Source organism: Polaromonas sp. P5_D5 (assembly GCF_054049435.1).
In genome coordinates, this window is sequence record NZ_JBFUMJ010000004.1 from 17,903 (window position 1) to 31,154 (window position 13,252).

Sequence of the window (13,252 nt, forward strand, 5' to 3'; positions counted from 1 at the left end):
AGCAAAGCCCGGTGGGGCCAATGACCAGTGCGCGCATCCTGCTGGTGGAAGACGACCCGGCGATTGCCCGGTCCATCATCTACACGCTGGAGCGCGACGGCCTCAGCGTGACACACAGCCTGCTGCTGGGCGATGCGCGCCGCCAGCTTGCGCTCCAGCTGCCCGACGCCGTGATCCTGGATGTCGGCTTGCCCGACGGCAGCGGTTTCGATCTGTGCCGCGAACTGCGCGCTGCTGGCAGCCTGCCGGTGCTGATGCTGAGCGCGCAGGGCGAGGAGATCGACCGTGTGCTCGGGTTGGAACTGGGCGCCGACGACTATGTGAGCAAACCCTTCAGTCCGCGCGAGTTGCTGGCGCGCGTGCGCAGCCTGCTCAGGCGCGCGCGCATGCCTGCCCCCGCAGCGGCGCCGGCTGGCGCCAGTCCTTTCATGATTGACACCGCGGGCCAACGCGCAAACCTGCACGGCCTCCCACTCAACCTGACGCGCCGCGAATTCGGCCTGTTGGCCGAGCTGCTGCGTCATCGCGAACGCATCCGTTCGCGTGATGAGTTGCTCACTGCGGTTTGGGGCACGGATTCGGACAGCACAGACCGCACCGTAGACACTCACATCAAAACCCTGCGCGCCAAGCTGCAGGAAGCAGCGCCGGAGCATGACTACATCGTCACACACCGCGGCATGGGTTACTCCCTGGATATCAACCGCACCAAAGGCAGCTGACATGCGCCTGGGCATACGGCTGCTGTTCGGTTTTTTTCTGGTCACGGGCCTTGCGGCTTTTTTTGTGCTGCGCGTCTTCATGGCCGAAGTCAAGCCCAGCGTGCGCGAGGTTATGGAAGACATGATGGTGGACACAGCCAACATCCTGGCCGAACTGGCCAGCGACGACCTCTCGGCCGGCGCCATCGCCAACGGACGCTTCGCCGGCCACGTGCGCAACTATGCGCAGCGGCCGATTGACGCGCAGATCTGGGGCCTGTCCAAGCAGTCGCTGGACTTCCGGGTGTACGTGACCGACGCCGCCGGCAAGGTGGTGTTTGACTCGGAGAACGCGGCAACCGGCCAGGACTATTCGCGCTGGCGCGATGTGGCCCGCACGCTGCGCGGCGAGTACGGTGCGCGCGCCACCCGTGAAGTGCAGCAGGACGATCGAAGCTCCGTGATGTACGTTGCCGCGCCGGTGCAGCAGGACGGCAAAATCATCGGCGTACTGACCGTCGCCAAACCGATGTCCACCATCCAGGCCTTCATCGACCGGGCTGAACGGAAGATTTTCCTAAGCGGCCTGCTGTTGCTGGTGTTGTCGCTGGCCATCGGTGTGGCCGTGACGCTGTGGGTGGTGTGGAGCATTCGCAAGCTGCGCCGCTATGCCAACGCCGTCGGCCAGGGCGAGAAACCCGCGGTTCCGCAGATACCGGGCGAGCTTGGCGATCTGGCCATGGCAGTCGATGCCATGCGCCTGAAGCTGGAGGGCCACGAGTACATAGAAGATTACGTGCGCGCCCTGACCCATGAGCTCAAGAGCCCGCTCGCCGCGATCCGCAGCGCAGGCGAGCTCTTGCAGGACGAGCTTCCCGAACACGCGCGCCGCGAGTTTTCGGGGCAGGTACTGGCCCAGTCCGGCCGCATGCAGGCGCTGGTGGACCGCATGCTCGAGCTGACGAAGCTGGAGCAGCGCCATGCACAGGTAGAGCGCGAGCGCCTTGCGTGGGCCGGCTTCCTCCAGTCTTTTGAGCTGGAGACCGGCGCCGGCCGGACCCAGCATGCGATCAAAGTCGTAATCCGTCCGGAACATGCCGGCGTGCATGCGGAGCCCGGCCTCCTGGGCCTGGCGCTGAGCAACCTGCTGGAAAACGCGCGCTCGTTCGCACCCGAGGGCTCTGCGATCACCCTGGAAGCGGGGCCAGACTTCATCGTCGTGCAAGACACCGGACCCGGCGTGGCGGACTACGCCCTGCCCCGCCTGGGCGAGCGCTTTTTCTCGACCGTGCGGCCCGACGGACACACCAAAGGCTCGGGCCTGGGGCTGGCCATCGTGCGGCAGATCATGCTGCTGCACGGCGGGCGCATGGTGGTGCGCAACACGCAGCCCGGGCTGCGGGTCGAGCTGCATTTCTAACCGCGGCGCGCGCATCACGCGGCCACCTTTGCCTGTTCAGGTTTGACCGGTTCAGCCTGTTTGAACCGTGCGTACCAATCCACCTGCCGCGTCAGCATCATGATGGCCGCGAGCACGGCGAACAAGGCCACTGCACCCAGCAGCAAGGCTGTTTGCTCCATCCGCAGCAGCACAAACAGCATGCCGTACAGCGTGGCGATGCCCAGGCCAAAAGGCAGGCCGCGCGACCAGCGTCCCAGCATATGGCTGGCGTAATAGGTCAGCAGCAGCACACAGGCGGCAGCGGCAATCGCATAAGCAGTTTCAAAGGGCATGTGCTCCGAAAGGCTCACAAGCAACAGGAAAAACATGCTCATGGCCGCACCCACCAGCAGGTACTGGATCGGGTGCACGCGCAGTGACTTCATGAACTCAAACAGCCCCACGGCCAAAAAAGTCAGGCCGATGAACAGCAGACCGTATTTGGTAGCCCGGTCGCTGAGCGCATAGGTGTTGGAGGGGTCGACAAAGGTCACGCTGAAGGCTTCGACGCAAGAGGCGTTGGCCGATCCATCGGCATAGTTCGGGCAGACGCCCCTGCGCTTGCCGGGGTCCTGTTGCGTCACCTCCTGCTGCGCCGTGCTGGCCAGCGAGCTGACACGCCAGCTGGCTTCAAAACCCTGGTCCGTCACTTTGCGGTCCACCGGGAGAAACTGCCCGCCAAAACTCGGGTGCGGCCAGTTGGACGTGAGCTGTACCCGGGTGTCGCCGCCCAGCGGCACGACTGAAATGCTTTCGGTGCCGACCAGTTCCAGTGCCAGCTGCGCCTGCAGCGGCGCCATGCCCATCATGGCCATGGACAGCGGCGCATGCACGCCGCGCGGGTAGCTGCCGTAGAAGGTGCCGGGCTTGAGCGCCAGCACCTGCTCGCCGATCTTGACGCTGGCATGGCGTATGCCGCGCGAATCGGACACCGCCATCATCAACAGCGGCTGGCCGCAGTTCATGCGTGAGCTGGCATGTTCGGCCACAGGCTTCAGCGCTGCGGTGTCGGTCCATTCGGCCACGATGTCGGCCTTGAGATTAAAGGCCTGCGTCGCATGCAGGCCGCGGGCGCGCGCCTCGAGTTTGCTGCCGCCCTTGACGATCAACGAAGCCGGCGCGGCCACCAGGGTGAACTCGCGCCGCTCGGTTTGCACTTTCTTGTCCTCATACTTGACGTCCCACTCCTCGGTGCAGGCCCGGTGGATCAGCGGGCCGGTCAGCGTCTGCGGGCCGGCCAGGCTCTGCGCCACGCTCTGGATGGCAATCTGCCGGTAGGTCTGGCGGTCGTGCACCACGCCGCTGATCTGGAACAGCGCGAGGACCAGCAAAACCACCACCAGGGCCAGCGCGAAGAATTTTTGTTTCATGACTTCCTTTCGTTTGAACAACGAAGGGAAGTGTGCAAACCGTGTGTGAGGTCAGAATGAGCTGCGGGCGGCCTGTGTGAGCTGAATGTGAAGTGGAATGTGAAACCTCAGCGCTCAATGGCGTATGCAGTGGGAGTATTTACCAGCGGGCAGCCGCGGAACTGGCTTTGCCAGGCCGCAGGCGCCGCCCCCTTGAGGGGGGAAGGCGCTACACGAAGTGAGCGACCGACGGGGGTGTACCAATTTCAGCGCCCCCTTGTAGGGGGGAACGGGCTACACGAAGTGAGCCCGGACGGGGGTGGGTTATTTCTTGCGAAGCAACTTTACTAGCTGATTGCTGGTGTTGCGCAGGCGCTGCGCCATCATCTGCGTGATCTTGACCAGCAGCTTGGCGCCCACGCCGGGGTGGTCGCGAATCAGCAAGGCAATTTCATGGCGCCCCCAGACGCCGGCCTCGACGGGTTCGATGGCGGTGCAGGTGGCATAGCGCGGCTCGCTGTCGAGCATGGACATGTCGCCTATTGCCGCGCCGCTGCGCACCACGGCCACGCGCGAGACGATCGGTTCCGCGCCGGATTCGGCCTGCGCCGCTTCGGCGGCTGATTCCAGTCGTTTGGTGACATCGACCGTACCCTTGAGGATCAGCATCATCCAGTCGCCGGCTTCGCCTTCGCGGATCATCACCTGCCCCGGGTCGGCGCGAACCAGCAACATGGACGCTCCCAGGATGTCGGCTTCAGCAGGCGTGAAGTCCTGTAGCAGTTGCGAATTCTGCAGCAGGTCGGGGCCGTAAGCGCTCAGCTGCTCGCAGCAGCCGAACACATGCAGCCCGGCGGCATCCAGTTGTTCTTCCAGCGTTTTCATGGCACAAGGCGTTTCAGCGCGCGGGGGTTTGCTGCAGCCATTGGTCCAGTTCCTCGATGGCGGCGTCGGTGGCTGCCGTGAGGGCACGGACGCCGCCGGGAGCGTCGTTGCTGGGCGCAGGACGCTGCACGATGACATTGCGCTGGCCGACCAGCTTTTCGCCCGCGGGCGTCACCTCGACCAGCGTGGCGCGCAGGCGGATCAGGCCGACGCTCGTGTTGGGCGCGCTGAAGAAGTGGCTGAATTCTTCCAGGTCCAGGCGCAGCAGCAGCGGCAATACCGCGTTCTGGCTGCGGTTGAGGGCCACACTGGAACCGGCGCTGAACACGGCGCGGCGCTGGCCAAGCTGTTCGCGCAGGCGCTGGCGCACCAGCTGCGCAGGCGGCATGCTCCAGCGCGCCTGCGAGTACGGCCGCAGCTGCTGCGCGTCGGTATACGCCAGGCGGTACAGCACCGCCATATTGTCGAGCGCGCCGCCAGAGGTGGAGATGTCGTCAAGCGCCAGCGGCGGCAACGGCGCCTGCCGCGTGCTGGGCTGAACAGCCAGGAGGCCGGGGCCGAAGTCATACATGGTGGCGCGCGTGGGCTTGTCGGGCAGGCCCGAGCAGCCGCCGACCGCCAGCGCCATGAATATCAATGAAAAAATGCCGACAGCCCTTTCCAGATAAGCGCGAGCAGCTATTAAATTCATAGCGGATGGGCAGATTGCGAGAAAATCGAATGTCATTTTTTCTCTCCGTTGGCAGAAAAACCGGGCTCGCCCGGACCGGGCACCGGTGGACCGTTGCCGAAAATCAGTGACTGCGGGTTGTCATCCACCGCGCTGACGGTGCGGCGCAACTGGCGCATCGCGCGGGCGGTTTCGTCAGCCACTTCGCCCAGCTTGGGCAAGGTGCCGGCGCTGAAGGTCTCCACCCCCGAGGCCAGCGCGGCGCCGCCCTCGGACAGTTTGTCGAGCGGCCCGCCCTTTTCACTCAGGCGCGTGGCGGTAGCGCTGACGTCGTCGGCAGCCGTCCTGACGGATTTCAGCGTAGCCGTGGCATCGCGCGACAGGCCCGGCAGGCTCGCCACCGTAGGCTCAAGGCCTTTGGCCACACGGTTGATGCCGCTGGCCGCTTCGCCGAGTTGCGTGATGGCGGAAGTCACTGCCGCCTGGTTCTCGTCGGACAGCAGTTTGTTCAAACGCGTGCTGGCTTCTTCGACCTGGTTGAAGATCACCTCGCTTTGCTTGAGCAGCTTGTCCAGCCCACCTGGTTTGAGCGGAATGCGCGGCGGGTCGTCGTCGTTCACCACCAGCCGCTCGGCGGACTTTCCGTCATCGTCGAGCTGGATGAAACCCAGCCCCGTGACACCTTGCGATGCCACTGTGGCAAAAGTGGATTTGGTGACCGGCGCGGTGCGGTCGATCGAGACACGGATCAGCACATTGCCCTTGACCTTGGTGTCAAATCCGATGACCTCGACCTTGCCGACCGGCACGCCGCGAAACCGCACCGTGGCCTGCGGCTGCAGGCCCGAAACAGTTTCGCTGGTGCTCATGTCGTAAAGGTCGCGCTGGGTGTTGTCGCGCGTCAGCCAGATCGCCAGCAGGGCCAGCAGGGCGGTCACCACCAGTACAAATGCGCCGGCGGCCATGGCATGGGCTTTGTTTTCCATATCGAAGCCTTTCTAAACAGTAAAGGGGTATTCGCGCAGCAATTCCATCGCGCGCTGACCCCTTTCGCCAAGGAAAAATTCGTGAATGAAGGGGTGCGGAAACGCCACCACTTCCTTGGGCACATCGTTAACGATGACTTTTTGTTCGGCCAGCACGGCGATGCGCGTGCTGAGCTCAAAGAGCGTGTCCAGGTCGTGCGTCACCATCACCACCGTGAGCTCCATGTCGCGGTGCAGCGAGCGCAGCAGCGAGACGAAACTGTCGGAGCTTTCCGGGTCCAGGCCCGCCGTGGGCTCGTCAAGCAGCAGCAGCGGCGGGTCCATGATGAGGGCGCGCGCCAATGCCACACGCTTGACCATGCCGCCCGAGAGGTCGCTCGGCATCTTGTCGGCTGCGTCGGGACTCAGGCCCACCATTTGCAGCTTGACCATGGCCGCCTCATAGACCAGTGCGCGCGGCAAGGTCTTGAGCTCACGCAACGGGAAGGCGATGTTCTCGAGCACGGTGAAGGCCGAAAACAGCGCACCCTGCTGGAACAGCATGCCGACGCGGCTGGCCGCGCCCCGTTTGCCCAGTTCGGCTGCCGGCCGGCCGAGCACGGTGATCTCGCCCTGGGTGGGTTTTTCCAGCCCCAGTATCTGGCGCAGCAGCACCGTTTTACCGGTACCCGAGCCGCCCACCAGCGACAACACCTCGCCCCGCTCCACCGTCAGGTCCAGGTCCTTGTGCACCACGGCCTTCTTGTCGCCGTTCTGGAATACGGTCCAGAGTTTTTTGATGTCGACGATGGCTTCGGTCATGGCTGATTTCCCGCTTCTTTCCTCTTCCGGAAGAACGACGCAACAAGCGACCGCGCAGGCACACTCTCTTTCCAGCAGGGGCCGCGGAACCGGCTTTGCCGGGCCGCAGGAGCAGCGGCCCCCTCGGGGGGCAGCGCAGTACACGAAGTGACAAGCGTGGGGGTCATATTCCAACGCTTTTAAACAGAACGGCAAACAATGCATCCACCAGAATAACTACCGTGATGGACGTGACCACTGAAGCGGTCGTGCCCTGCCCCAGGCTTTCGGTGTTGGGTTTGACACGCAGGCCGTAGTGACAGCCGACCAGCGCGATCAATACCCCGAACACGACGGATTTGGCCGTGGCCAGCGTGAGGTTGGCCACGTCGACCGCGGCCGGCAGCGAGTTGATGAAATAGGACGGCGTGACGTCCATGGAAATGTCGGCGGCCAGCATGCCACCCAGTAACGCCGCGATGGTGGTCCAGACGCTGATGAGCGGCATCACCACGGCGAGCGCCAGCGCGCGCGGCATGACCAGGCGAAAGCCCCGCGCGATGCCCATGACGCGCATGGCGTCGAGCTCTTCGGTGACCCGCATGACACCGATCTGCGCAGTGATGGCCGAACCGCTGCGCCCGGCGATCAGGATGGCGGCCAGCACCGGCCCGAGTTCGCGGATCAGCGAGATGCCCAGGATGTTCACGATGAAGGCGTCGGCGCCGAACTGGCGCAGCTGCTGCGAAATCAGGTAGGCCAGCACCACCCCAATCAAAAATCCCACCAGCGCCGTGATGGGCAAGGCGGTGGCGCCAATATGAAACAGGTGGCCCGACAGGTCGCGCCACGGGCCTTCCTGCGGGTGCCTGAAAAGCCGGATGATGTCGAGCAGCAGCTGGCCGATCAGGCGCACCAGGCCTTTGAGGTGGTCGACCAGGCGCAGCACCCTTGTGCCGAGCAGGATGAAGGGCCCGGTCCAGTCAGACTTGCGGGGTTTGGGCGGATCCGCACTGAACTTGGCGACGGTTTCCAGCACCGCGCGCTGGCTCGCATGCACTTGCAGTTGCGCAGGCCAGTCGCGCCCCCAATGGTTCCACAGCACCTGCGCACCCAGGTGGTCGAGTTTTTCGAGCGGCTCCAGATTCCAGCCGGCGGATTGGACTGCGCCGCCCTGCAGGGCTTGCAGTTGCGCAGTCAAACCTTGCCAGACCTCCTGGGCCGTGAGGCCGGCCGCCGTCCAGGCACCGCGAACGACAAACAGCCGGCCTTGCGGCGTGTCCTGCTGTTCGATGCGGGGCGTGGATTCTTCCATGTGCATTCGGTAAAGGCGTCCGGTGGTGCCCGGCGCTTGCCGGCAGTCTGCAATGACGGGCGGCGCCCGATTTGCAAAACAGTCATGGTAACTGCAGGAAACACAAATACACAGCCCAAAAACGCGCTATCGCCTTGGTCCTACAACCCGCCGGGACCCTGTGCCGGAAGGAAAGGCCAGCGGGTAATCCCCGCCGCAGGGATAGCGCCATTTTTGCCACAATCGAGCCACTGCCGCGCGGTCAGCCTCGCGTTAGGCTGGAATGGCAGGATGTGAACCTGCGGCGCAGGAGCACGGCCAAAACAACACGGCCACCCGTCCCATCAAAACACACGGCTGAAAGCCAAGAGACAAAACATCCATGCAAGACGACAGCCAGGTTTTTGACTACATCATCGTCGGCGCAGGCACGGCAGGTTGCCTGATGGCCAACCGCCTGAGCGCCGACGCATCCAAACGCGTGCTGCTCATTGAGGCCGGCCGCAAGGACGACTACCACTGGATCCACATCCCGGTAGGCTACCTGCACTGCATCGGCAACCCGCGCACCGACTGGCTCTACAACACCGAGCCGGACGCCGGCCTCAACGGACGGGCGCTGCGCTATCCACGCGGCAAGACGCTGGGCGGCTGCTCCAGCATCAACGGCATGATCTACATGCGCGGCCAGGCACGCGACTACGACCAGTGGGCCCAGCTGACGGGCGACATGGCCTGGCGATGGGACAACGCGCTGCCGCATTTCAAACTGCACGAAGACCACCACAAGGGCGCTGACGCGATGCACGGCGCGCGCGGCGTGGCACCCGAGCTGATGCAGGACAAGAGCCAGCCCTACCAGAAGCTGCTGCGCCACCACAATTCAGGCGGCGAATGGCGTGTCGAGAAACAGCGCCTGCGCTGGGACATCCTCGATGCGTTCGCCGAAGCTGCGCAGCAAGCCGGCATCCCGGCAACTTCCGACTTCAACCGCGGCGACAACGAAGGCGTGGGTTACTTCGAGGTCAACCAGAAAAAAGGCTGGCGCTGGAATACCGCCAAGGCCTTTTTGCGGCCGGCCTGCTATGCCCGGCCCAATTTCGAATTGTGGAACAACGCCCAGGTGTGCAAGCTGGTGATTGAGCCGCAGGCCGACGGCAGCCAGCGCTGCACCGGCGTGGAAGTGTGGGCCGGCGACGAGCGGGTGACGGCGCACTCGACACGCGACTCGGGGCACATGGGCGAAGTCATTCTGTGTGCAGGCAGCATCGGCTCGCCGCAAATCCTGCAGCTTTCAGGCATTGGCCCGGCCACCCTGCTGCAACAGCACGGCATCCCTGTGCTGCAAGACCTGCCCGGCGTGGGCGCCAACCTGCAGGACCATTTGCAGATCCGTTCGGTCTACAAGGTGCACGGTGACCAGCGCTGGGGGCTGTCGCTCAACACCATGGCCAACACGCTGTGGGGCAAGGCCCGCATCGGCCTGGAGTACGCATTGCGGCAGACCGGCCCGATGAGCATGGCACCGTCGCAGCTGGGCGCCTTCACGCGCTCATCACCCGACCAGCCCTACCCCAACATCGAATACCACGTGCAGCCGCTGTCGCTGGACGCTTTCGGCGAGCCGCTGCACAGCTTCAACGCTTTCACCGCCAGCGTATGCAACCTCAACCCGACCAGCCGCGGCACCGTGCACATCAAGAGCAACCGCTTTGAGGATGCACCGGCGATTTCGCCCAACTATCTGAGCACGGCCGAAGACCGGCAGGTGGCAGCCGACTCCCTGCGCGTGACCCGAAAGATCGTCAGCCAGGGCGCGCTGGCCAAATACAAGCCCGAGGAATTCAAGCCCGGCGTGCAGTTCCAGACGGACGAAGAACTCACACGGCTGGCGGGCGACATTGCCACCACCATCTTCCACCCGGTGGGCACGACCAAAATGGGCAAGGAAGACGACCCCATGGCGGTGGTGGATTCGCACCTTCGGGTCCGCGGCATTCGCGGCCTGCGCGTGGTGGACGCCGGCGTGATGCCACTGATCACCAGCGGCAACACCAATTCGCCCACGCTCATGATTGCGGAAAAGGCCGCCGGGTGGATTCAGGCCGGCATTTGAAGGCAGCGCCGTGTCGAAGCTGCCCGCAAGCCTCAGGCAGCACCGCCCCTTCGAAACAGATCAAAGATAGATTTTTTGCAGAAGACGCACCAGCGTCTTTTTTTCCGCCGCGCTCAGCCGTTCGGTGGCATCTGATTCGAGGCTGGTGGCGGTGCGCTCGGCCTCCCGCATCAGCGCCTCGCCTGCCTCGGTGAGGTACAGGCCCACAGCGCGGCCGTCCTGCGGGTGCGGCTTGCGGTGAACGAGCTCTCGCTTTTCCAGCGTGCCGATTTTCCCGACCAGGTTGGGCGGCAAGATGCTCAGCGCACTGCACAGCTGGCGCGAGGTGATGCCCGGGTTGTGCGTGATCAGCGACAGGATGGAAAAGTCCACGTGACGCAGGTCATACACCGCCATGCGTTTCATGAACAGTTCAATGACCTTGAGCGACGCACGCGTGGCGTTGTAGCCAATCAGGGTTTCAAGGTAGGAGGTATCGACTTCTTCGACAGCGGGCGCTGGTTTGAGGGACGCTGGCATAGGTGGTCAGGAAGCTTTCGTCATCGGGCAATACGGACCGCCGCACGGCATGCGGCCAGTCCAGCCCCGATTATGCCAAGCGGTGCCGATCCATGACGGGGCCTCAGGGCGCCCGGCATCAGTCGTCGGCACCGCGTTCTGATCAGGACTCGGCGGTAAAGCCGATTTTCTTGATCAGCGGGCCCCAGCGATCGAGTTCGCGCTTCTGGCTGGTGGCCATGTCCTCTGCCGTGCCGCCGTAGGGAATCAGGCCCACCACCGTCAGCGAATCAATGACGGATTTGTCCTTGATGGCTGCGTTGATGGCGGCATTGGCGGCAGCGACCACACCGGCCGGCGTTTTGGCGGGGGCGCAAAAGCCGAACCACTCCTCCACGGTCAGGTCGGCAAAGCCTTGCTCGGCGAAGGTCGGTACTTCCGGCACAAAGGGTGAGCGTTGCTTCCCGGACGTTGCCAGGATGCGCAGCTTGCCGGCCTTGTGGTTGGGGATGAAGTCGCCGTGCGGCGTGAACATGGCCGCAAGCTGGCCACCCACCACATCGGTCACGCCGGGCACGGAACCGCGGTAAGGCACATGTTTGAGTTCAACCTGGTTGTTCAGGCCCAGCAAGGCGCCCAAAAAGTGGGGTGTTGATCCCGCAGCGGGCGAGCCATAACTTGCATCCTTCGGATTGGCCCTGGCCCATACCAGGAAGTCCTGAACGGTCTTCACGGAAGCAGGCACCAGGGGCCCCACAGCCAGCCCATGGTGAATCATGGACGCAGTGCCCACGGACACAAAATCGGCGAACGGGTCATAGGCCAGCTTTTTGTAGATGTGAGGATAGAGGGACATGCAGGAAAACGGCGTCATGGCAATGACGGAGCCGTCCGCGGGTGCCATCTTCAGCGTCTCCAGCGCGATGCGGCCGCCGGCGCCGGCCTTGGTGTCCACGATGGCGTTGTTTTTGGAATAGGCCGTGCCGCCCATTCTGTCGCCGACACGGCGCGCGCAGATGTCGCCCGCACTGCCGGCGGGGAATCCGTAAATGATCTTGACCTGCTCCAGCGGACTCGCATGGGCAGAGAACGGGGCGAAGCCGGCGGCTGCGGTGAGCGTTGCGGCGGCCTGCACAAAATGACGGCGTGTTTGCATGAAATGTCTCCTTTTTTAATGATGTCCAACGGGTCGAAAAACAAAACCGAAATCAAAAACTGAAAGACGGAAACAAAAGCGGAACGCGAAGCGTCAGCTGCACAGGGCCCGAATGTCTTGCGGCACGGCAATGGCCTTGATGCGCTCAGGATTCTCCGGACGGCGGATGCAGAAGGCCCGGGTTTCACGGCCTTCGCAGATCAGGTCGTCACCGCGTTTGATCACATGCTTCTGGATGAAGACCTTGTCGCGCCATTCCTCAATGCTGGTGTGAATCTGCAGCGTCTCACCATAGACGGCAGGCTGGCTGAACCGGGTATTGATCTCGAGCAGCGGCGTGCCGATGATGCCGGTGGTCTTGACAAGCTCACGCCATGTTGGCACGCCGCACTTGACAAAAAAGTTCAGCGACGAGGCGTCCATCCACCGCGAGAAATTGGGGAAAAACACGATCCCCGCTGGATCGCAGTCGCCAAACGCAACGGAAACTTCGTAAACAACGGTCTTGCTCATGCTGTTCACCTTGGCGCCATGCGCAATGCGCCATCCAGCCGGATGACTTCGCCGTTGAGATGGTCGTTGGCCACGATGTGCGCGGCCAGCTGGGCAAACTCCTCGGGCTTGCCCAGGCGCTGCGGAAAAGGAATACTGGCGGCCAGCGAAGCCTGCACCGCTTCGGGCAATTGCTGCATCAGCGGCGTCGCGAACAGGCCCGGCGCCACTGTGCAGACGCGGATACCGTGCTGCGCCAGGTCGCGCGCCATCGGCAGTGTCATGCCGACCAGGCCGCCCTTGGAGGCGCTGTAAGCCTGCTGGCCCACCTGGCCGTCAAAGGCTGCCACCGAGGCCGTGAACATCATGACGCCGCGCTGGCCGTCTTCCAGCGCGGGCAGTTTGGCACAGGCGGCCGCAAACAGGCGGCTGGCGTTGTAGGTGCCCACCAGGTTGATGGTGACGACTTTGGCAAACTCTTCGAGCGGCGCAGGGCTGCCGTCTTTGGCCACCACGCGTTTGGCCGAGCCGATGCCGGCAACGTTCATCAGGATGCGGGCCGGGCCATGCGCAGCTGCGGCTTTTTCCAGCGCGGCCGCCAGGCTGGCGCTGTCGGTGATGTCGCACTGGCACGCCACTGCGGCACCGCTTCCGTGCATAGCGCAAATGTCGGCCGCGACTTTTTCCGCACCGGCGAGATTCACGTCCAGCACGGCAACCTTGGCGCCCAGGCGTGCCAGCTCACGGGCAGTGGCTTCGCCCAGCCCGGAGCCGCCTCCCGTCACCAGTGCCGCAAGTCCTTCAATCTTCATGCCTTCTCTCCAGATCGGTTGCTATTGTTTTTATAGCTGCTTGCGCTCGTCCGTTGTGCGCTGCAGCGACTA

General features: G+C 63.8%; 13 protein-coding genes. 3 read left to right on the forward strand and 10 right to left on the reverse strand.

The genetic code is table 11. The annotated features are described in order from the left end of the window. Positions 1-20 precede the first annotated feature (20 nt). Entirely contained in the window at positions 21-722 is a 702-nt protein-coding gene (gene creB, locus ACXJKE_RS16520; RefSeq protein WP_457281682.1) for a two-component system response regulator CreB, read from the forward strand. A 1-nt stretch (position 723) separates the two neighbouring features. Next, entirely contained in the window at positions 724-2,121 is a 1,398-nt protein-coding gene (gene creC / locus ACXJKE_RS16525; RefSeq protein WP_457281683.1) for a two-component system sensor histidine kinase CreC, read from the forward strand. Between the two features lie 14 nt (positions 2,122-2,135). Here the strand turns inward: creC and creD are convergent, their stop codons facing one another. The 6 genes from creD to ACXJKE_RS16555 form a co-directional block, all read right to left on the reverse strand. Then, positions 2,136-3,512, reverse strand: a complete 1,377-nt coding sequence (gene creD / locus ACXJKE_RS16530) for a cell envelope integrity protein CreD (RefSeq protein WP_457281684.1) — start codon at positions 3,510-3,512, stop codon at positions 2,136-2,138. 303 nt (positions 3,513-3,815) lie between these two features. Then, positions 3,816-4,376 carry a Crp/Fnr family transcriptional regulator gene (locus ACXJKE_RS16535; RefSeq protein WP_457281685.1) on the reverse strand — a complete coding sequence of 187 codons (561 nt, stop codon included), beginning with the start codon at positions 4,374-4,376 and terminating at the stop codon, positions 3,816-3,818. Positions 4,377-4,389: 13 nt separating this feature from the next. Continuing rightward, entirely contained in the window at positions 4,390-5,103 is a 714-nt protein-coding gene (locus tag ACXJKE_RS16540) for an ABC-type transport auxiliary lipoprotein family protein (RefSeq protein WP_457281686.1), read from the reverse strand. Then, positions 5,100-6,032, reverse strand: coding sequence for an MlaD family protein (locus ACXJKE_RS16545; protein ID WP_457281687.1), 933 nt, complete (start codon positions 6,030-6,032; stop codon positions 5,100-5,102). The genes ACXJKE_RS16540 and ACXJKE_RS16545 overlap by 4 nt, the downstream gene beginning before the upstream one ends. A gap of 12 nt (positions 6,033-6,044) precedes the next feature. Next, a complete protein-coding gene (locus tag ACXJKE_RS16550) occupies positions 6,045-6,833 on the reverse strand; it encodes an ABC transporter ATP-binding protein (RefSeq protein WP_457281688.1) in 789 nt (262 codons plus the stop codon). A gap of 163 nt (positions 6,834-6,996) precedes the next feature. Next, a complete protein-coding gene (locus ACXJKE_RS16555; protein ID WP_457281689.1) occupies positions 6,997-8,127 on the reverse strand; it encodes an MlaE family ABC transporter permease in 1,131 nt (376 codons plus the stop codon). 361 nt (positions 8,128-8,488) lie between these two features. On the opposite strand from ACXJKE_RS16555, the gene ACXJKE_RS16560 reads away from it, so the two are divergent. Further along, positions 8,489-10,222 (forward strand): GMC family oxidoreductase, encoded by a 1,734-nt coding sequence (locus ACXJKE_RS16560; protein WP_457281690.1) that lies wholly within the window; start codon positions 8,489-8,491, stop codon positions 10,220-10,222. 60 nt (positions 10,223-10,282) lie between these two features. On the opposite strand, the gene ACXJKE_RS16565 is transcribed toward ACXJKE_RS16560, so the two are convergent. The 4 genes from ACXJKE_RS16565 to ACXJKE_RS16580 form a co-directional block, all read right to left on the reverse strand. Next, the gene (locus tag ACXJKE_RS16565; RefSeq protein WP_457281691.1) at positions 10,283-10,741 is read right to left on the reverse strand and encodes a MarR family winged helix-turn-helix transcriptional regulator; all 459 of its coding nucleotides are present in this window, start codon (positions 10,739-10,741) and stop codon (positions 10,283-10,285) included. Between the two features lie 142 nt (positions 10,742-10,883). Continuing rightward, positions 10,884-11,876 (reverse strand): Bug family tripartite tricarboxylate transporter substrate binding protein, encoded by a 993-nt coding sequence (locus ACXJKE_RS16570; RefSeq protein ID WP_457281692.1) that lies wholly within the window; start codon positions 11,874-11,876, stop codon positions 10,884-10,886. Positions 11,877-11,969: 93 nt separating this feature from the next. After that, positions 11,970-12,389 (reverse strand): acyl-CoA thioesterase, encoded by a 420-nt coding sequence (locus tag ACXJKE_RS16575; RefSeq protein ID WP_457281693.1) that lies wholly within the window; start codon positions 12,387-12,389, stop codon positions 11,970-11,972. Between the two features lie 5 nt (positions 12,390-12,394). Continuing rightward, the gene (locus ACXJKE_RS16580; protein ID WP_457281694.1) at positions 12,395-13,180 is read right to left on the reverse strand and encodes an SDR family NAD(P)-dependent oxidoreductase; all 786 of its coding nucleotides are present in this window, start codon (positions 13,178-13,180) and stop codon (positions 12,395-12,397) included. Positions 13,181-13,252: the final 72 nt, after the last annotated feature.